14 protein-coding genes are annotated in these 20,808 nt (G+C 62.7%); 8 read left to right on the top strand and 6 right to left on the bottom strand.

All coding sequences use genetic code 11. The annotated features are described in order from the left end of the window. Nucleotides 1-59: 59 nt before the first annotated feature. Both X757_RS149635 and X757_RS149640 read right to left on the bottom strand, forming a co-directional pair. Entirely contained in the window at nucleotides 60-680 is a 621-nt protein-coding gene (locus X757_RS149635; protein ID WP_023698188.1) for a ribonuclease D, read from the bottom strand. Nucleotides 681-757: 77 nt separating this feature from the next. Beyond that, on the bottom strand, nucleotides 758-2,143 hold the full coding sequence (locus tag X757_RS149640; protein ID WP_023686593.1) for a M20/M25/M40 family metallo-hydrolase: 1,386 nt from the start codon (nucleotides 2,141-2,143) through the stop codon (nucleotides 758-760). A gap of 444 nt (nucleotides 2,144-2,587) precedes the next feature. Here X757_RS149640 and polA point away from each other — a divergent pair, with 444 nt between their 5' ends. Beyond that, entirely contained in the window at nucleotides 2,588-5,515 is a 2,928-nt protein-coding gene (polA, locus tag X757_RS149645) for a DNA polymerase I (protein WP_023726448.1), read from the top strand. A gap of 7 nt (nucleotides 5,516-5,522) precedes the next feature. After that, on the top strand, nucleotides 5,523-6,011 hold the full coding sequence (locus X757_RS149650) for a macro domain-containing protein (protein ID WP_023691986.1): 489 nt from the start codon (nucleotides 5,523-5,525) through the stop codon (nucleotides 6,009-6,011). A gap of 8 nt (nucleotides 6,012-6,019) precedes the next feature. On the opposite strand, the gene X757_RS149655 is transcribed toward X757_RS149650, so the two are convergent. After that, nucleotides 6,020-6,424 carry a Fur family transcriptional regulator gene (locus X757_RS149655; protein ID WP_023686595.1) on the bottom strand — a complete coding sequence of 135 codons (405 nt, stop codon included), beginning with the start codon at nucleotides 6,422-6,424 and terminating at the stop codon, nucleotides 6,020-6,022. Between the two features lie 295 nt (nucleotides 6,425-6,719). Here X757_RS149655 and X757_RS149660 point away from each other — a divergent pair, with 295 nt between their 5' ends. From X757_RS149660 to amrB, 5 genes are all read left to right on the top strand, one after another. Further along, nucleotides 6,720-8,939: a caspase family protein gene (locus tag X757_RS149660; RefSeq protein ID WP_023704223.1), complete on the top strand. Its 2,220-nt coding sequence runs from the start codon at nucleotides 6,720-6,722 to the stop codon at nucleotides 8,937-8,939. Nucleotides 8,940-9,040: 101 nt separating this feature from the next. Beyond that, nucleotides 9,041-9,421, top strand: a complete 381-nt coding sequence (locus X757_RS149665) for a hypothetical protein (RefSeq protein ID WP_245260181.1) — start codon at nucleotides 9,041-9,043, stop codon at nucleotides 9,419-9,421. Further along, nucleotides 9,418-10,131 (top strand): hypothetical protein, encoded by a 714-nt coding sequence (locus X757_RS149670; RefSeq protein ID WP_023726447.1) that lies wholly within the window; start codon nucleotides 9,418-9,420, stop codon nucleotides 10,129-10,131. The genes X757_RS149665 and X757_RS149670 overlap by 4 nt, the downstream gene beginning before the upstream one ends. Nucleotides 10,132-10,164: 33 nt before the next feature. After that, nucleotides 10,165-13,167 carry a caspase family protein gene (locus tag X757_RS149675; RefSeq protein WP_023726446.1) on the top strand — a complete coding sequence of 1,001 codons (3,003 nt, stop codon included), beginning with the start codon at nucleotides 10,165-10,167 and terminating at the stop codon, nucleotides 13,165-13,167. Nucleotides 13,168-13,316: 149 nt separating this feature from the next. Beyond that, nucleotides 13,317-15,035, top strand: a complete 1,719-nt coding sequence (gene amrB / locus X757_RS149680; protein WP_023726445.1) for an AmmeMemoRadiSam system protein B — start codon at nucleotides 13,317-13,319, stop codon at nucleotides 15,033-15,035. Nucleotides 15,036-15,064: 29 nt separating this feature from the next. Here the strand turns inward: amrB and X757_RS149685 are convergent, their stop codons facing one another. Both X757_RS149685 and X757_RS149690 read right to left on the bottom strand, forming a co-directional pair. Further along, nucleotides 15,065-16,867 carry a hypothetical protein gene (locus X757_RS149685; protein ID WP_245260505.1) on the bottom strand — a complete coding sequence of 601 codons (1,803 nt, stop codon included), beginning with the start codon at nucleotides 16,865-16,867 and terminating at the stop codon, nucleotides 15,065-15,067. 188 nt (nucleotides 16,868-17,055) lie between these two features. Beyond that, nucleotides 17,056-18,135 carry a serine protease gene (locus tag X757_RS149690; protein ID WP_023691993.1) on the bottom strand — a complete coding sequence of 360 codons (1,080 nt, stop codon included), beginning with the start codon at nucleotides 18,133-18,135 and terminating at the stop codon, nucleotides 17,056-17,058. Nucleotides 18,136-18,537: 402 nt separating this feature from the next. Here X757_RS149690 and X757_RS149695 point away from each other — a divergent pair, with 402 nt between their 5' ends. Then, nucleotides 18,538-19,629 (top strand): serine protease, encoded by a 1,092-nt coding sequence (locus X757_RS149695; RefSeq protein ID WP_023713445.1) that lies wholly within the window; start codon nucleotides 18,538-18,540, stop codon nucleotides 19,627-19,629. An 80-nt stretch (nucleotides 19,630-19,709) separates the two neighbouring features. Here the strand turns inward: X757_RS149695 and mgrA are convergent, their stop codons facing one another. Further along, entirely contained in the window at nucleotides 19,710-20,756 is a 1,047-nt protein-coding gene (mgrA, locus tag X757_RS149700; RefSeq protein WP_023683033.1) for an L-glyceraldehyde 3-phosphate reductase, read from the bottom strand. Between the last annotated feature and the right edge of the window lie 52 nt (nucleotides 20,757-20,808).

The following is a 20,808-nucleotide window of genomic DNA, read 5'->3' as shown; positions in this document are numbered from 1 at the left end:
ACAGAACGCCACGACGCGTGTCTGGTTGCAAGGCTGCCGGAAGCGTTATCCGAAGGCCATCAGCTGTGGGCAAAAATATCCTCTTCGTCCCAACCCATCAAATCGAGCTTGGCACGCGTCGGCAGGAAGCGGAAGCAGGCGTCGGCTTCCTTGGTGCGCCCGTCCCGCGCCAGGCGTCCAGCCAGCACCTCGCGCAGACGGTGCAGATAGAGAACGTCGGAAGCGGCATATTCGAGCTGTTCGGGCGACAGGGTCTCGGCCGCCCAGTCCGACGATTGCTGCGCCTTCGACAGGCCGACGCCAAGCAGTTCGAAGCAGATGTCCTTCAAGCCGTGCCGGTCGGTATAGGTGCGGGTCAGCCGCGAGGCGATCTTGGTGCAGAACACCGGCTCCGGCATGACGCCGAAGGCATTGTACAGCACGGCGAGGTCGAAACGGCCGTAGTGGAACAGTTTCGATATGCCGCGGTTGCGGAGCAGGCTGACGAGGTTCGGCGCTTTCTTCTGGCCGGGCGCGATCTGGATCACGTCGGCCGAGCCATCGCCGGGCGAGATCTGCACCACGCAAAGCCGGTCGCGGTGCGGGTTCAACCCCAGCGTCTCGGTATCGATGGCCACCGCGTCGACATTGTAGTGGGCGAGGTCGGGCAGATCGTTCTTGTGGAAGCGGATGTCGGGCATAGTTGTCTCCGGATCGCGGCGTAACTCGTCCTCGCCGCGATCCGCTGAAAAATCAACAAGAAAACTTCCCAGCCTCCTCAGCGCGTCAGCGCATCGAGAATGCGCGCCCAGGAGCGCTGGCCCTTGTGGAAGGAGGTCAGCTCGTATTTCTCGTTGGGCGAGTGGATGCGGTCGTCGTCGAGCCCGAACCCGACCAGCAGCGATTCCATGCCGAGATAGGTCTGGAAGTCGCCGACCACCGGTATCGAGCCTCCGCTGCCGGTCGTCACCGCTGGCTTCGGCCATTCATCCGACAGCGCAGTCTTGGCCTTGGCCAGGAATGGCGAGTCGTAGGAAAGCTGAATTGCCGGCCCGCCGCCATGCGGGTGGAATTCGACCGAACAGTCCCTGGGAATGCGCGCCTTGACGAATTCCCGGAACGCGGCGCGGATCTTCTCGGGGTCCTGCTTGTGGACGAGGCGGAAGGAGATTTTCGACGACGCTTCCGCCGCGATCACCGTCTTGAACCCCTTGCCGGTGTAGCCGCCGATGATGCCGTTGAACTCGGCCGTCGGCCGCGCCCAGGTCAGTTCCATCACCGAGCGGCCTTTTTCGCCCGACGGGATCGAGAGGCCGATCGGTCCGAGGAAGGTTTCGGCGGTCTCGCCCAGAGTTTCCCATGATTTCAGGATCTGCGACGGCGTTTCCTCGACCCCGTCATAGAAGCCGGGAATGGTGATGTGGCCGTTCTCGTCATGGATGTCGGCGAGGATTTTCGCCAGGATGCGGATCGGGTTGGCGGCGGCGCCGCCATAGAGGCCCGAATGCAGGTCGCGATCGGCGGCCTTGACGGTGACCTCCTCGCCGACCATTCCGCGCAGCGAAACGCAGATCGACGGCGTTTCGCGGTCCCACATGCCGGTGTCGCAGACCAGAGCGAAATCGGCCTTGAGCTCATCGGCATTGGCCTCGAGGAACGGCTTCAGCGACGGCGAACCGGACTCCTCCTCGCCCTCGAACAGGATGGTGATGCGGCAGGGCAGATTGCCATGCACCTGCTTCCAGGCGCGGCAGGCCTCGACGAAGGTCATCAGCTGCCCCTTGTCGTCGGCCGAGCCACGGCCGGTGATTACCTTGTGACCGGGCTCGATCTCCTTGACCGCCGGCGCAAACGGGTCGTTCTCCCAAAGCTCGATCGGATCGACCGGCTGCACGTCGTAATGGCCATAAAACAGCACATGCGGCGAACCGGCGGGGCCTTCATGGTGCGCAACCACCATCGGGTGTCCCGGCGTGTCGCGCACCGAAGCGTCGAAGCCGATCAGCTTGAGGTCCGCCACCAGCCATTCGGCGGCCTTGCGGCAGTCGGCGGCATAGTCTGAATCGGTGGAGATCGACTTGATGCGGAGCAGGCCGAACAGGCGCTCCAGGCTCTGGTCGAGATTTTTGTCGAGACGATCGAGGACGGAGGAAATGGTGGACATTACTGCGGGCCTTTCTTTTCGGTGCCGGGACCGTAAAGGCAGCGCATCAAAACGAAAAGCCCGCGATCGTTGGACCACGGACCGTAAACACTTGTCAGAAGGCAAAAAAGAACCGCCGTGGTGGAGGGGAACCACGGCGGTCTTTTACTCGAAACGATGCGGCAGCCCGGAGAGGGGGGATAGGCTGCCGCAATTGTCCGGGATAGGCGGGGGACGGGCCTTGCTCCGGACTCGGCGAAAACTGCCGATGACCTTTATTTGTGTCTCGGATCGTGGCGTTTCAAGGGCACAAAAATTACACTTTTGTAACATAGCCGTGAGCGCCGAGGCAAACAGCAGCAGGACCTATCGGCAGGCAGGCTCTGTCAGCATGTCGCCGCAACACCTGTTGGAAGCCCGCCTTTGCCATGGACCGCGCCGTCCTGCCGCGCTATCCCTGCCGGCATGAAAAAAGGCGACCATCTCTTCCTTATCGACGGCTCCGGCTACATCTTTCGCGCCTATCATGCGCTGCCGCCGCTGACCCGCAAATCCGATGGGCTGCCGGTCGGCGCGGTCTCCGGCTTCTGCAACATGTTGTGGAAGCTGATGCAGGACGCCCGCAACACCGATGTAGGCATCGTGCCGACGCATTTAGCGGTCATTTTCGATTATTCGTCGAAAACCTTCCGCAATGATCTTTACCCGGAATACAAGGCCAACCGCAACGCACCGCCCGAAGACCTGATCCCGCAATTCGGTCTGATCCGCCAGGCAACCGTGGCCTTCAACCTGCCTTGCATCGAGATCGAAGGCTACGAGGCCGACGACCTCATCGCCACTTATGCCAGGCTGGCGTGCGAGGCCGGCGGCGACACCACTATCATCTCCTCTGACAAGGATCTGATGCAGCTGGTCGGACCCACGGTCGGCATGTACGACCCGATGAAGGACCGCCAGATCGGCATCCCCGAAGTCATCGAGAAATGGGGCGTGCCGCCGGAAAAGATGATAGACCTGCAGGCGCTGACCGGCGACTCCGTCGACAATGTGCCGGGCGTACCCGGCATCGGGCCGAAAACGGCGGCGCAGCTTCTGGAACAGTTCGGCGACCTTGACGGGCTGCTCGCCCGGGCCAGCGAGATCAAGCAGGACAAGAGGCGCGAATCCATCATCGCCAATGCCGACAAGGCGCGCATATCGCGCCAGCTGGTGACGCTGAAGAACGACGTGCCGGTGACCGACGGGCTCGACGATTTCGTGCTGCATGCGCCGGATGGGCCGAAGCTGATCGGCTTTCTCAAAACCATGGAATTCACCTCGCTGACCCGGCGCGTTGCTGAAGCGACCAGCACCGAAGCCGGCGATGTGCAGGCTGTCGCAGTCACCGTCGAGCGCGCCGACACCGCGCACGGCCCCGATGTCGGCTCCGGCACACCGGTGCCTGCGGCAACACAGGATGAAGCCAAATCCGAAACCGCCAGGGCCGGGGACGCGCCTTCGCTGCTTGCCGCACTTCGCCTAGAAACGGCCGCCGCGGCCAAAATCGATCCTGCCGCCTATGTCGCCATCCGCGACACGGCAACGCTCAAGACCTGGCTGGCCCAAGCCAAGGAGACCGGAACCGTCGCCTTCGACACCGAAACCACGTCTTCCGATCCGATGCTGGCCGACCTCATCGGTTTCTCCCTGGCGATCGGCCCCGGCCGCGCCGCCTATGTGCCGCTCGCCCACAAGAGCGGCGCTGGCGACCTGCTCGGCGGCGGCACGCTGGAGAACCAGATTCCGGTCCGCGAGGCGCTGGCGCTGCTGAAGCAGTTGCTGGAAGACAAATCGGTGCTCAAGATCGCCCAGGACGCCAAATACGACATCGTCGTCATGAGCCGCCACGGCATCGATATCGCACCCTTCGACGACACGATGTTGATTTCCTATGTGCTCGACGCCGGCACCGGCCACCACACTTTGTCCTCGCTTGCCGACAAATGGCTCGGCCATGCCACGACGCCGCTCAAGGATCTCGCCGGTTCCGGCAGAAGCTCGGTCGGCTTCGACCAGGTCGACATCGACCGGGCGACCACCTACGCCGCCGGCCATGCCGACGTGACGCTGCGGCTGTGGCAGGTGCTGAAGCCGCGGCTTGCCGCCAAGGGCCTCGTCTCGGTCTATGAGCGGCTGGAGCGGCCGCTGGTGCCGGTGTTGGCCCGGATGGAACAGCGTGGCATCTCGGTCGACCGCCAGATCCTGTCGCGGCTCTCCGGCGAGCTGGCACAAGGCGCTGCACGGCTGGAGGAGGAGATCTACGGCCTTGTCGGCGAGCGCATCAACATCGGGTCGCCAAAGCAACTCGGCGACATCCTGTTCGGCCGCATGGGCCTGCCCGGCGGCTCCAAGACCAAGACCGGGCAATGGTCGACCTCCGCGCAGCTTCTGGAAGACCTCGCCGCCGAAGGCCACGAACTGCCGCGCAAGATCGTCGACTGGCGTCAGCTGACCAAGCTGAAATCGACCTACACCGACGCGCTGCCCGGCTTCATCCATCCCGACACCAGGCGCGTGCACACATCGTATGCGCTGGCCGCAACGACGACGGGCCGGCTGTCCTCCTCCGATCCCAATCTGCAGAACATCCCGGTGCGCACCGCGGAGGGACGCAAGATCAGGACGGCCTTCATCGCCGACAAGGGCCAGAAACTGGTCTCGGCCGACTACAGCCAGATCGAACTGCGCGTGCTTGCCCACGTCGCCGAGATCCCGCAGTTGAAGCAGGCCTTCGCCGATGGCGCCGACATCCACGCCATCACCGCCTCGGAAATGTTCAACGTGCCGGTCGAAGGCATGCCGTCCGAAGTGCGCCGCCGCGCCAAGGCGATCAATTTCGGCATCATCTACGGCATCTCGGCCTTTGGGCTCGCCAACCAGCTGTCGATCCCGCGCGAGGAGGCCGGCGCCTACATCAAGAAGTACTTCGAGCGTTTCCCCGGCATCCGCGACTATATCGAGGCAACAAAGGCCTATGCGCGCGAACATGGGTTCGTCGAAACCATCTTCGGTCGCCGCATCCACTATCCGGAAATACGGTCCTCGAATCCGTCGATCCGCGCCTTCAACGAACGCGCCTCCATCAACGCCAGGCTGCAAGGCACCGCTGCCGATATCATCCGCCGCGCCATGGTGCATATGGACGAGGCGCTGGAAAAGGCCGGCCTGTCCGCCCGCATGCTCTTGCAGGTGCATGACGAATTGATCTTCGAGACGGTTGAAGCGGAAGTCGAGGCGACGATCCCCGTGGTGCGCAGGGTGATGGAGAACGCGCCGATGCCGGCCATCTCGATGTCGGTGCCGCTGCATGTCGATGCCCGCGCAGCGAACAACTGGGACGAGGCGCATTGAAGGTGCGATGATTGTCTTTGTCACCGGAGACCTGCTGGCCGCCCAGGAAAGCTATATCGCTCAAGGCGTGGCAGAGGGCAATCAAGAGGGCCTTGGCACCGGACTTGCGCTGAAGATTTCGAAAAAGTGGCCGAATGTGCAGGCTGCGTTCAAGAAATATGCTCGGACCGGCAGGTTTATTGGGGGTCATATCTGGACATTGGAGCCAGACGGCAATCAGCCGGGCTTCATTTATCTGGCAACCCAGCCAGATATGTATCACGCCACGCTTCCCTATTTACGGAAAGCAGTTCGCGGGCTTGTGAAATGGGCCGACAAAAACCGGGTAGAATCCATCGCCTTGCCAAAAATCGGGTCTGGGCTTGGCAAATTATCTTGGCTCGACGAGGTGAAACCCCTGCTTATGGAGCAGCTAACACCTGGGCCTACGCGGTACGTCGTCTATGAGACATTCTTGAACGAATTCGAGAATAGCGCACCGCCTCGGCTCAAGTAGGAAGCAAGCTAAGCCGCCTCAGCCAGGCACTTGGCACACGTCCCCCGAAACTCGATGACCGCCTTCTTCGCAGCAAACCCGGTCGAGCGCACCCATTCGTCCAGCCGGTGGCCGACGTCATGGTCGGACATCTCCATCACCTGCCCGCATGTGTCGCAGATAGCGAAGGCTGTCATCGAATGCGTATGGTCGTGCGGTTCGGCGCAGGCGACGAAGGAGTTGAGGCTTTCCAACCGGTGCACGAAGCCTGACTTCACCAGGCTGTCGAGCGCCCTATAGACCTGTAGCGGCGCGCGGAAACCGCGCTCGCGCAGCTGGTCGAGAAGCGTATAGGCGCTGAGCGGTCCGCTGGCGGCCTCAAGCTTTTCGAGCACGCTCAGCTGATTCTTCGTCAGCACATCCCTTGCCGCCATGATCCCGTTTTCCGATCGTTTAGAGCATGATGCCGAAAAGTGTGAAGCGGTTCTCGGACGACATCATGTTCTATCTGTTTGATCCAGCGCCGCTCGCAAATCATTTCTGCCATGCGGCGGTCTCAATTCCCTTGAGATAGCGATGAAGCAGGCTTTTTGCCACTGTTTCCGTTATCGCCATCGACACCATGACCACCACCGCCGATTGACGGCACCGACCACATTCAAAATACTGACAAAATTCGCGACGAAAGGTGCCGCACTTGCAAATTCGATCGGGCTTGGGGAAGCAATTATGATCAAACTGACACGACGGACGCTGCTCGTCGGCACGTCGGCGCTTGTGGCTGCCGGTACGGTTTCGTTCCGCGCTCTCGCCGCCTCGCGCACCTATCACGCGCTGCTGGTTGCCTGCACCGACTATCCGAACCTGCCGCAGAAGAACTGGCTGATCGGGCCGAAGAACGATGCCGGCCTGGTGCGCGACTATCTCCTGAAGAACACGCCCGATCCGGTGAAGTTCTCGGCCGAGAATGTGATCCTGCTCGCCAAGGACGTCGAAGGCGCCAACGGCCCGCCGACGCATGCGGCGATCAAGGCCGCCCTTGCCGACCTCGCCGGCAAGGTGCAACGCGACGATTTCGTCTATCTGCATCTGTCGGGCCACGGCGCCCAGCAGCCGCAAGCCAAGGCCGGTGACGAGACCGACGGCCTCGACGAGATTTTCCTGCCGTCCGATATCGACAAATGGATCAACCGCGAAGAGGGCGTGCCGAACGCGCTGGTCGACAACGAGGTCGGCGCCGCACTCGACGCCATCCGCGACAAGGGCGCCTTTGTCTGGGTGGTGTTCGACTGCTGCCATTCGGGCACCGCGACGCGCGCCGCGGAAGTCGATGACGAACTGGAGCGCAAGGTCGAGTTCGCCGACCTCGTCGGCGGCGACAACGCGGCGAGAGCAGCGGCGGTGAAGGCCTATGACGACATCTCGGCAAGCGCATCGCGCGGTTTCGACGAGAATGGCGGCCGCAAGCCGGCCTTCAACCTGACGCCGACCGGCGCAGAGCCGATCGCCAGGGGCAAGCTGGTCGCCTTCTATGCCGCGCAGACGGTCGAGACGACGCCGGAAATGCCGCTGCCCAAGGGCACGCCCGACGCGCCGCGCTTCGGCCTGTTCACCTTCACCATCCTGTCGAAATTGGCCGAGAACCCCAACGTCACCTATCGCCAGCTCGGCCAGGCCGTGCTGCAGCAATATTCGGCCGACGGCCGCACAAGGCCGACGCCCCTGTTCGAGGGCGAACTGGACGCCCGCGTGTTCGGCACCGACAAGACCGACGCCGTCATGCAATGGCCGATTGCCGTCAAGGACGGCGATGTCGCGATCGGCGCCGGGCTGCTGCAGGGTCTGACCCCCGGCAGCAAGCTCGCCATTTTGCCTTCGGCGCTGTCGAAGCTCTCCGACGCCGTCGGCTATCTCGAAGTGAAATTGGCAAAAAACCTCGAAAGCCAGCTCGCACCGGTCGAATTCGACGGCAAGCCGGCGCTTGCGCCGACGGCGGTGCCCGCCGGCGCCTATGCGCGCGTTGCCGAACTCGCAGTCGACTACAAGCTGCTGGTGGCAAAGCCGGCGCCGACCGCAGGGCTCGATAAAGAAACCGAGCTGGTCAATTCGGTTCTGGACGAATTGGTGGCGAAGCCGAAGTCCGGCTTCCACATCGCGCTGGTCGAGCCCGGCAAGAGCGCCGATCTGCGGCTTGCGGTGCTGCGCGAAAAATCCATGGACGGCGCTGCCGCCAACGCCAGCGACGAACCGGCGCTGTGGTTCCTGCCGGCGTCCGGCGACATCAGCTTGAAGGACGGCAGCAAGCCGCCGCGCATCGTCATCCATCAGGATGGCCGCGACAAGCTTGCGGAAAACACAGCCAAGAACCTGACCACGATCTTCCGCGCCACCGGCCTGTCGCGGCTCGCCGCGGCGTCCGACTACCGGCCGGACGAGGTCAGCGTCCAGTTCCTGATCAAGCGCCAGGACAGCGATGTGCTGGAGCCGATCGAATCCTCGACGGTGCCGCGCGTTTCGCCGGGCGATCAGGTACACATTGCGGCCAAGAACGGGTCCGACGAGTTCGTCGACATCAACGTGCTCTACATCGGCAGCGACTATTCGATCACCCATATCGTCGCCGAGCGGCTGGCGCCGATCAACCAGCAGGCCGATCAGGGCCTGAAGGAAGGGCTGCTCGCCTTCACCGACACCAGCTTCGGCATGGAGCGCATGATTGCCGTGCTGACCGAGGCGCCGCCGCAGAGCGAGAAAGAGGATCTGAGCTTTCTTGCCCAGGAAGGCGTGCGCGCCGTGACGCGTGCCGCATCGGGAACGCCTGGTTTTTCCGACATGCTGGCCGACATCGGCATGGCGCCGGCGACGCGCTCGGTGATGCGGCTTGCCGACAAGAGCGGTCCCAAAGGCGCGGTGATGATCTTCCCGATGGAGACGGTGCCCCGCGCCTGACCTGACATCGCTTCGCCGGCTCTTGCCGGCGTGATATATGAACATTCCCGGCTCGCGACACTTCTATGCGCCGCGGCTGAATGCAACAGATGAGGACATCAGTGACTATCCCCGTGCTCTCCTGGCGTGCAGCGACGGCCGGCCTTGCCGGAAGCCTGTTGCTGGTTGCCAGCGCCTCGGCGGACGAGAATTGCGGCCTGTGCGCCAAGCAGATCGTCACCAACTCCGAGCTCGCCACCTGCTTTCTCGACCAGTACGACCAGATCGCCAAGACCGGCAACACGGCCGTTGTCGTCGATCTCTCCAGCTGCGCCTCGCGCGGCGTGGTCGAGCCCTTGCCGTCACCCAGCAAGGCGGCTGCCGAACCGGACGTGCAGTTCATGATTTCGCGCACGCAGCTCGATTGCCTGAAAAAGAAGCTGGAGACACCCGGCATCGTGCTCGATCCCACCGCCATTATCCAACTGGACAGCTGCGGATGAAAAAGCCGGGGGGCACTGCAACGCAAAAATCGCCAGCCACATCGGCGCCGGCACCGGCCAAGAAGCCGGCGACCTTGCCCGAAACCACCGAAGGCTTTCCGTGGCCGAGCAGTCACGAGATCAAGAAGGAAGCCAACCCGTTCACCGACCGCGACTGGCGCATGCTGATCTATGCCTGGTCGGGTCTCGCCGTGCGCCTGGCGATCGTCTTCACCTTGGGCTTCTCGGTCTTCCAGTTTCTGGCAAACCAGGAACAGAAGCGCGTCGAGCAGACGATGTCGCTGGTCGAGCTTTGGGAAAGCAAGGATTTTCAGCAGGCGCAGCGCGCGCTCAAGGAGCGCCTCTCGTCGCTCAACGCCAAATACGACAATCTGCTCAGCGCCACGCCGTCGCCGACCGAGGAACGGGTCTTCCGGCAACGCATTGGCATTGAGGCGATGACTGCCGGCGGCGGCACCATGCCGATCGCCGATTTCAACGACAATTTTGATCGCATCGTCTATTTCCTCAATCGTCTCTCCATCTGCGTTGAGGGCAAGCTCTGTTCGCGCGATGTCGCCGATGCCTATTTCCGCGACTATGCGGTGTCGTTCTGGAGCTATTTTGCCGGCTACATCGAAAAAGAGCGCAAGGCCGGTTCCGCCAGTTATGCCCAGGCGATCGAGAATTATGTGCGTCACGGGTCGCCGCCGCCCGCCGACTCCAAATAGCGGCGCAACAAGGTGCCGGGCAGCTCCCATCCCTTGCGTGCTATCCGGTGGCTAATCCTGGTCGGTCTTCTGGCGTTAACGTCAACCGCCGGTGCCGAGGACCTCGATTTCCGTCTCGATCTCAACACCGGCGGCCACAGCGCCAGGGTCACCGATCTTGCCTTCACGCCGGACGGCGAGGGACTGGTCTCCGCATCTGACGACAAGACCATCCGCATCTGGGACTGGCAGAGCGGGGTGACGCTCCGCACCATTCGCGGCTATCTTGGCAATGGCAATGACGGCAAGGTCTTTGCGATTGCCGTGTCGCCGGATGGCAAGACGATCGCCGCCGGCGGTTATTTCGGCGCCGGCATCGGCGACAAGCCCCCTTATGGCGATATCAGGCTGTTCGATTTCGCCACCGGCAGGATCAAAACCGTGCTCAAGGCCGCCGACTATGCCATCTATGATGTCGCCTTTTCACCCGACGGAAACACGCTCGCCGCCGGCGGTGGCGATGGTTTCGTCTACCTCTGGCGGGCGGACGACAAATCCGCGTCGGGCTGGACGCTGGCGGAAAAATTCGATGCCGATTCCTGGCGTGTGGAAAAGCTCGCCTTCGCCGCTGCGGGAACCCGGCTGGCAGCGACGACCACCGACAATGGCATCCGGCTCTGGGACGTCGCCAAGTCAGAGGAAATCGCTTTGCCCGCCGAGGCCGAACCGCTGCGCGATGTCGGCGTCGCCGCACTCGCCGTGTCATTGGATGGCAGGCTGTTCGCCACCGGCAGCAAGGACGGCGACGTCCAGCTCTGGCAGGCCAGCACGGGCAAATTCGTCCGCGCCATGCCGAAGCAGGATTTCCAGATCGGCGCTCTGAGCTTCGCGACGGGTTCGCGGCTTGTGGCGTCATGCAGCTATCGCTGCGCCGACAAGCATCGCTCGGTGGTCTGGAATACCGACAGCGGCGAGCAACTGCTCGACTATAACGGCCATGACGGCACGGTCTTTGCTGGCGCCGGCAATGCCGACGGCTCGCTGGTGGCGACAGCCGGCGGCACCCGCAACGCCATCCAGGTCTGGAACCCCATGACCGGCGAGCGCAAGGCGCTGCTGCAAGGGGTCGGCGAACCGGTGACGGCGATCGGGATCGATGCGGCGAGCAGCTCCATCGCTTGGGGCAACACCAACCCCTGCCCTGAACGCGTGTCCTGTCCCGAGCTGCAGGGCACGCTGGACAAGGTGCTGGCACTACCGACGGCCGAGCGGTTCTTCGAAGACCCGAAGGCGTTGGCGGAACAGGGCACCTATACCCGCGCCGCACTGACCGACGGTGAGTGGTCGCTTCGCGCCGTCCCCGGCGGCAAGGACGGCCTGGAGAATGCCGTGCTCGAAATCGCGAGCGGCGGAAAGGTGATGCACAGCATCGAGAATGCCGCCACCAATGGCTTCGTCCATTCGGTTTACACGCTGATCGGCAATGGGCTTGGCCTGATCACCGGCGGCAGCGACGGCACGCTGTTGGAATACAAAACCGCGACCGCCGAGGTATCGGGTGAATTCACCGGCCACACCGGCGAGATCAACGCCATGGTTGCCGCCGAGAAGGAAGGGCTGTTGGTCACCGGCAGCGCTGACCAGACCGTGCGGCTGTGGAATTTGAAGACACACAAACTGATCGTGTCGATGTTCTTCGCCGGCTCCGAATGGATCGCCTGGATGCCGCAGGGCTACTATTATTCCTCCGCCGACGGCGACAAGTTGATAGGCTGGCACGTCAATCAGGGCCGCGGCCACGAAGGGCGTTTCATCAGCGCCGGCCAGCTGAAGAAATATCTCTGGAGCCCGGAAATGGTGCGCCGGGCCATCATCCTGCGCAGCGCCGAACAGGCGGTTCAGGAAATGCGCCCCGGCGTCGACCGCGAGCTGGAAAAGCTGCTCGAGCGCAAACCGCCGGAATTCGGCATCAAGCTTGCCGCCGACCAGAGCAACGTCCGCGAGGGCTATGTCGCCGTCGAGATTTCGGGCGCGCAGGAAGCCGGCGCCGATGTCGCCCGATTTTCGATCCTGTCGAACAGCCGCAATGTCGGCGATGTCACCGCACGGTCAATCGATGGTGGCAAGAGCACCATCGTCGAAGTGCCGGTCGAGAATGGCGAAAATACCATTCGCATCACCGGCACCAACGAGTTCGGCTATCTGACCGAGCGCAGTGTCACAGCACTTGGCAGGAAAACCGAAAAGCCCGCCAACAAGGGCAAGCTCTACGTCGCCGTGATCGGCGTCGACAAATATCCTTTCCTCACCGAGGCATGCGCCGGCCACACCTGCGATCTGCGCTATCCCGTCGACGACGCCACCGAATTCCTCAAGGTGATCTCGCAGAAATCCGCGCCCTTGTTTTCGGCGATGGAGACGCTGGTTCTGGTCAACCGCGAAGCGCTGGATGAGGCGCCCGATTCCGGCAAGGACGTGTTCAAGGTCGCCAGCGCCGACACCATCCTGGAGCCGGATTCCGACACGATCGACGACCAGCTCGCCGACTTCCTCGACAGACCCGGCGAGAACGACACCACCATCATTTTCGTCGCCGGTCACGGCATCAACATCGACGAAGACTATTATTTCATCCCCACGGACGGCCGCAAACAGGATGCCGACCGCTGGAAGCGCTCCTCGCTGGTCGACTGGGGCGACATCCAGAAATCGGTTGAGCGGGCCAAGGGCATGCGCTTCATGCTGCTCGACACCTGCCACGCCGCCAACGCCTTCAACCCGCGCCTGGAAAAAGACGCGCAGGACGCACGCATCGTCGTCTTCTCGGCCACCGCTGCCAACAACACCGCCGCCGAGCTGCCCGAGCTCGGCCATGGCGTCTTCACCTATTCGATCCTCGAAGGCCTGCGCGGCCGGGCCAAGACCTCCGACGGCGGCGTGACGCTGTTCGGCCTCGCCGACTATATTTCGCGCGAAGTGCTGCGGCTGACCGCGTCCAAGCAGAAGCCGTTCTACTATGTCGGCGGCGTGGAGAACATTGTGCTGGCTGAGCCGTGAGAGGTCGGCGCCCAGGCACCCCCCTCTGGCCTGCCGGCCATCTCCCCCGCAAGGGGGGAGATCGGCAGCTGCTTTGGCAGCGCTTTTTTCTTCAACGTCGGAGATTCCCGAAAACCGCAGAAAAGCTAATCTCCCCCCTTGAGGGGGAGATGTCCGGCAGGACAGAGGGGGGTGCCTGGGCGCGGACCAGCATTCTGATCTTTGCCACCGCCTTGCTTATCCTCTCAGTGCTTCAAGCGTCTGCCGCCCCCATCACCTGCCCGCCCGGCGACACAAACTTCCCGTCCTTCTACTCCGACCCCACACTCTTCACCGACGCCATCGCCGCCGTCGCCAGAATCGAGCCGTCCAACCAACGCCTCACCGGCATCACAGTCCCCCACCACCTGCTCGTCGCAGATCTCGTCGCACTCGGTTTCCACGCCGCGTCCGGCTTCCGCTACAAGCGCATCGTCATCCTGTCGCCGGACCATTTCCACAAGACGCAGAAACTCTTCGCCACCACGACGCGCGGTTTTGAAACAGTGCTCGGTCCAGTCCAGGCCGACACGGAAGCCGTGCACCTTCTGGAAGCGAACAGCGACATGGTCGAAGACTCCTGCCTGTTCGCCAGGGAGCATGGCGTGCAGGCGATGCTGCCTTTCCTGCATCACTATTTCCCCGAAGCTGAAATCGTGCCGGTGGCGATGTCGGTCAAAGCCAAGCGAGCCGACTGGGACCGGCTGGCGCAGGCGCTGAAAGCGATCGTCGACAAGGACACGCTGATCGTCGAATCCACCGATTTCTCGCATTATCTGCCGCAGCACGAAGCCAGGCGTTTCGACCAGCAGACGCTGAACATGCTCGCCGCCGGTTCGCTCGACGGCATCGCGGCGCTGCGCCAGCCGGATCACGCCGATTCGGTCGGTGCGCTCTACATCCAGACCAGGCTGCAGCGCGAACTGTTCGGTGCTGCGCCGCTGGTCGTCGCCAACGAGAACTCGCAGGCGCATTCAAGCGACTATGTCGAGCGCACCACCAGCTATGTCGTGGCGCTGTTCGGCGCCTTCGGCCCCGGCATCAACAATCCTGCCCGTCCCGACGACAAGCTCTACTATTTCGCGGGCGACGTGAATTTCGGCCGCGCCATGAAGAAGATCCTGGTCCGCGACGGTGTTGCCGAGAAGATCGTCGAAAGCGTGCTGGCCCTGACCCGCTCGCGGCCGCTGATCGTCAATCTCGAAGGCGTCATCCTGCCCAACGTCCCTGAAGCGATCGACGACATGACGCTGGCCATGCCCGCAGACCTCGCCATCGACATGCTCAAGAAATTGCATGTCGCCGCTGTCAGCCTCGCCAACAATCACGCCTACGACCTCGGCCCGTCAGGCTATGCCGAGACGCTGGCCGCACTCGATGCGGCCGGCATCGCCCATTTCGGCCAGGGCGAGACGCTGGCGCTTGCCGATCTCGACCTGGTCGGGCTGACCGACATCGATACCAACTGCTCCAGGAACACCGACCTTCTGACGCCTGCTTTGCTCGACCGGCTGCTGCACGACAATGCCGAGCGGCCGGTGATTGCCTTCGTCCATTGGGGCCGCGAGTACAAGACGGAGCCGTCGCCGCGCGAGGAGATGCTTGCCGACCAGATGCGGCTGCGCGGTGTCACGGCAATCGTCGGCGGTCATCCACATGTATCGAGCGAGGCGATCCTGCCGCTCGGCGGCGGCGATGTTGCGGAGATCTATTCGCTCGGCAATTTCCTGTTCGACCAGAAAGCCGAACGATCGTCCGGGTCGATGCTGGAACTCAGGGTGTTCAGCCAGGACACGATCTTTGCCCGGCTGATCCCGCTGCCCAATTTTTTCGAGATGGGCTCGAAATGACGCGATTCCCGAAAGGACGTGACAGGACCTCAACAGCCTTGCAGATCTTCCGGCAGATAGCAGACCGCCGGCTTGGTGCTGGTTTCGAACAGCGACTGCTTCGGCCTGAAATAGAAGAACGTGGCCGGCTTGCTCTCGCGTGTGCTGCCATCGGCGAAATGGGCGGCGATGCTGAAGCGATGGATCGACGACATTGACGACCACATTTTCAGCCGTGCCGTGTAGGCGCTGAGATTCTTGTTGCCGCGCACCGGCATGGGGATGCTGTAATCGGTCTTGCCGATCGGAAATTCGATGTTCTGGTAGCGCAGCGCTTCGGGCGACGCGCCGCCGCCATCGCCGCATTCGGCGAGCGATTCTGGGACCTCGATGCTGACCAGCGAGACGATGACGCGAAACGGCTCGCTCTGCTGGTAGACAGCGCCCTGATCGTCCGCCCAGGAATAATCGAGCTTGCCAATCCCGGTCACGCTCATTTTCTCGACGCTGCCGCTGATGTAATCGGCAACGTCGCCGAACTTGACCTTGTTGGCCACCTGGGCGCGGCAGACATCCAGGCTGTCCCTTGACGGGCAGGTGAAGCGCTCGGTCTCGAGCGTGGTTGTGTCGACGCCGGCTTCAGTCAGCACGTCCTTGATCGAGACGTCGACGCCATCGCCGAAAGTGCCGATGTCCTTCGTGAACATGCGGCTCGGCTCGCCGGTCGCGTTGTCCTCCTCGTCGGTCCTGGTGAACTGGATCGACATCTTCATGTCTTTCACGTCGCCCCAGCCATTGTTGACGATCGAGAAGTCGGGGCGGAAGCCGACGCAGCCATAGTGCTCGCTGATCGACAGCATCGGCTTGCGGTAGGCCTCGCTCGCGGCCACCTTCATTTCCAGGCTGTCGATCTTGACCCTCGACTGGTCGGTGGTCTTGAGGTCGACTTCGGCGAAGGCCGGCGCCGTCTCCCAGTCCATGCCTTCATAGACATTGCCGGTACGAATCTCTCCGGTGCCGTTCCAGGCATCGTTGTACTGGTCCGACACCGGATAGATCGCGATGTCTTCGTCGCGCACCAGATGCTGGTACTGCATGTCGGCCTGCTGCGTCATGCGCTGGTCGACGGCAATGCCGATCTCGACCTTGTCGGCGGAACCGCCGCCGGTCTGCGCCTTGAGCAACCCGCCCACTCTGGCATCGGCCAGCACGTCGGGGCGCGCACCGCCGATCTCCTTGCCCATCGCCCATTGCGACCAGTAGACGGTGCCGCCGGGCAGCCGGGTGCGGCCCTTGCCGTCCTTCAGCCCATCGGCAAAAGAGCCGACGAATATCTCGCCTGTCTTCGTCTCCAGCCTGCCCTCGCCATTCGGCACACCGGCCCTGAATTGCCCTTCATAGCGATTGCCGTCGGCATCGACATGGATCGCATGGCCGTCGAGCTGGCCGGCGACCCAACGGCCGTCGAGAACCTCGCCTGAACGCAGCTCCAGCCGGCCTTGTCCTTCGGGGCGGCCATTCCTGATCTCGCCGAAATAGCTGGAATAGATCGTCTTGGGGTCATAGCTCGCCGAGCCGCGTACGCGCCAGACCAGCCTGCCCTTGCCGTTGACGGTGCCGTCGGCTGCGACGGTGCGGTCCGGCGACACGCCGGCTGCCGGCTCCCAGGTGAAATCAAGACCCAATTCCGGGTGGGAATCCCAGACCCGTACATTCTTGCGCAGCACCGAACGTGTTTCGCTTTTATAGAGGATTTGCACCCGCTCGGCCCAGGCGCCATCGGGTGTGGCACCGCCTTGATCGGCCATAGCGGAAAAGCATGTCAGTGCGGCCAGCATGGATGCAGCCGCCATCGCTTTGACTCCGAAGATCATTCTTGCCCGCGCCATCTTACCCAACCCCTTGGATCGCCTAGCGTAAGCACCGCTGTAACACAGTGCAAGAGAGGTGTTTCGATACAAAAAAACCGGCGGCAGGAACGTCCCGCCGCCGGTTTGGTAGTGCTGGTTATCGCCGCTGTTTGCCGGCGAAAGATCGGGCCTTATTTGTACAGGCTGTTGATCCACGCCACGTTGGCAGCGTTCAGGCGCACCGCAGTGTTGGCGTTGGGGCTTTCGGCCACGTTCACGCCGGTGACGACGCGCTGCTTGGCGCCATTGTCGTAGGCGTAGACCGAGCTGCCGCTCGACCCCGGATAGGTGTCGCAGTCGTACTGGAAATACTCCGCGCCGACGTTTTCGGCTTTCACTTCGCAGGTCGCCTTCCACATCGTTCCCATCGGCTTGTCGCCGGGATAGCCAACGATGTTTGCGGTGAAATCGCCGAGGTTCTCATAGTTGGCATAACCCAGCCAGCCGAGATTGGTGCCGACATCCTGCTTCAGCGTAATGATGCCGAGGTCCCACGGAATGACCGAGCCGTAGTAACCCTGATAATTGTCGATGAAGCCCTGCAGGATATAGACGCTCTCGTAGCTGAAAGCGCCAAACGGTGCATCGTCGGCGGTGTTGCCGTTGAGCGACGGCACGAAGATGACGTCGTCGAGCCAAGCCTTGTCTTCATTGCTGTAGAGGCAATGCGCGGCGGTGAGCACCGTGCGCGGACCGATCAGGGTTCCCGAGCAGCTGCCGTAACCGCTCTTGGCTTTGCCTTCGATATACCCGATCGCGGTGAACGGGTAGGTCTTGGTGTTCTTGATCTGCTCGCGATCGTCGGCCCCGAACACCTGGCGGCCGGCTTCGTCGCCGCCCGTCAATCCGGTCTTGTCGGCGTTCGGTGTGTTGGCGGGCGCGTTCAATTCCTTGATGACAAGGTCCTTCAGCGTCTCGCCTGCATCGATCTTGATGTCCTTGCCATCGGCGGAACGTCCGACGATGCCATAGGATTTGACCGCCGTGCCCTCGTCGGTCAGCGGCGCTGCCCGGCTGGCTTCATCTTCGGTCAGTTTCGGCGGCGCGATCGGCTTTGCACGGCCGGGCTGGTAGTCGCCCGTTCCGAGATCGCGCATGCTTTCGCCATTGCCGGCATTCGCTGAGCCGGGATCGGCGGCGAAGGCAGGCATCGTCCACAGTGCGGTGGATAGCAGTGCGGACGCAATGATAGTGCTTGTCAGTTTCGTCATGGTGAGACTCTCCCAAAAGTCAGCAAGGAGTGGAGCAAAATACAGAAATATTGTCGAGATCGTGGTGGAGTTAAAAAATTAGTTTGGTTACCCGCCCGTATCGGATCATCGGTCCGGGCGGCCTCGTTAAAGCCCTCCGCCAAACGCACCCGCGTCGATATACTGCCTAAAATAATCCAACATTGGCAATGACAAATCGCTTCCACGTAGCCCGTGGGGGGCTATAGGGTTTGGGTGGGCTCTGCCCGATGGGGCACGATTAGCAAAAGTGGTATTTCGGTTTTATAACCGCGCGGATGTCGTTCGTTCTGGCAGAAGGCGATCGAGGTACCGCTACCGCTTCTGTTGGTTATGCGTCATGGCGGCATGGCTCGGCAATTTTCATCTCAGGAGGGTTTCAAGGTGAACATTATCCATCGGTTCAGGCCGCTTGCCGCTGCATCGCTGCTGGGCATCGCGGCCGCTTTCCCCGCCGTCAACGCGCTCTATGCAGCCGACGACGCCGCCAGGCCGGAAGCGGCGGTCTCGCCGATGCAGCGCGTTGCCGAATCCCGGGACAAGGCCAAGGCCGAGAATCCCGACGGGGCCGACCGCGTCTATGGCGGCAAGGAAGCCGACAAAGGGGCCTATCCGTTCCAGGTGGCGCTGCTGACCAGCGCCCGGCTGGACCCCAGCCCGGCCTCGCAGCCGAACGCGCAATTCTGCGGCGGCAGCCTGATTGCTCCGCAATGGGTGCTGACGGCGGCGCACTGCCTCAACGACAAGGGCCGGCCGATTTCGCCCGACACGGTGACCGTGCTGACCGGCGCCACCGATCTTACCGAAGGCAAGCGCTACAAGGTGGTCGAGGTCATCGTCAACGAGGGCTACAGCGAACAGACGCTGGACAATGATCTCGGCCTGCTCCGGCTGGCGGAGCCCGCCGATGCGCCGGTCATCAAGATCACCAATGAGCCGACGCCAGACAGCGGCAAGACCACGGTCATCGGCTGGGGCAAGATGCAGGACGGCACCTTCCCGACCGCGCTGATGGTGGCCGATCTCGATCTCGAGCCGAGCGCTGCCTGCAACAGCGGCATCAAGTCGATCTATGCGCATGACCTGAAGGCGGCACTTGGCGATCTCTCGCATCGGATGCGTTATTCGGAAAAGGGCATCGATGCCGCCGCCAATGCGATCGCCGCCGATATGTCGGATCCGCTGACCAAGAACATGATCTGCGCCGGCACCGACAGCGGCGAACGCGACGCCTGCAACGGCGACAGCGGCGGTCCGCTGTTCATGACCGGCGCCAACGGTCCGGTCCAGGTCGGCGTCGTCTCCTGGGGCGAAGGTCCGTCCGACGGCACCGCCGCTTGCGGCCACAAGAATGCCTATGGCATCTACACGCGATTGGCCAACTATACGGGTTGGATCGAAGCCAAGATGAAGACCCCGGCTCCGGCAGCCGCGGCGGCGCCCAAGGCCGGTCTCGGCACGGCCAAGAAGCCCTGAACGGGCCCGAAGCTTGATAAACGCAAAACGGCGGGATCTTTCCCGCCGTTTTGATTCATGTCCGGTGCCGGCTGTTCCGCTTACTTCCGCGGCGGGCCTTTGCGCTCGGCCGACGCCGCCCACAGATTGATGTCGGACTCGCGTGCGTAAGTGTCGATTTCGGCGAGCTCGGCATCGCTGAACTCGAGCACCTTGAGCGCGCCGACGCAGTCCTCGACCTGTTCGGGCCGGCTGGCGCCGATCAGCGCCGAGGTGACCCGGCCCTTGCGCAGCACCCAGGCCAGCGCCATCTGCGCCAGCGTCTGGCCACGCTTGCCGGCGATCGCGTTCAGCGCCTGGATGTTAGCGATGGTCTTTTCGTTGATGAAGGCGGGCCGCAGCGACTTGCCTTGGCTGGCGCGGCTACCCTCGGGGATGCCGCCGAGATATTTGTCGGTCAGCATGCCTTGCGCCAGCGGCGAGAACACGATCGATCCGACACCGAGCCCTTCCAGCGTATCGAGCAGTCCGTCCTCTTCGACCCAGCGGTTGAGCATCGAATAGCTCGGCTGATGGATGATGCAAGGCGTGCCGAGCTGCTTCAATATGTCGGCCGCCTCGCGCGTGCGCTGCGAATTGTAGGACGAAATGCCGGCATAGAGCGCCTTGCCAGAACGCACCGCATGGTCGAGCGCGCCCATCGTTTCCTCAAGCGGCGTATCCGGATCGAAGCGGTGCGAATAGAAGATGTCGACATAGTCGAGCCCCATCCGCTTCAGGCTCTGGTCGAGGCTCGCCAGCACATATTTGCGGCTGCCCCATTCGCCGTAAGGCCCTGCCCACATCTCATAGCCGGCCTTGGTCGAGATGATCAGCTCGTCGCGATAGCTGGCGAAGTCGGTGCGCAATATCTCGCCGAAGGCGATCTCGGCCGAGCCCGGCGGCGGACCGTAATTGTTGGCGAGATCGAAATGGGTGATGCCGAGATCGAAGGCCTTGCGCGCGATCGCCTGCTTGGTCTTGTGCGGCGTGTCGTTGCCGAAATTGTGCCACAGGCCGAGCGAGATCGCCGGCAGTTTCAGGCCGGATCGCCCACATCTGTTGTAGAGCATTTTCTCATAGCGGTGTTCAGCCGGCTGCCAGCGCATGGGTACAGATCCTGGATTGTATGGGTGTCGGCGCGAGCGCGCCGACACCCTT

This window comes from Mesorhizobium sp. LSHC412B00, assembly GCF_000503035.1.
GTDB lineage: Bacteria > Pseudomonadota > Alphaproteobacteria > Rhizobiales > Rhizobiaceae > Mesorhizobium.
This window is presented reverse-complemented; position numbering and strand designations above follow the sequence as displayed.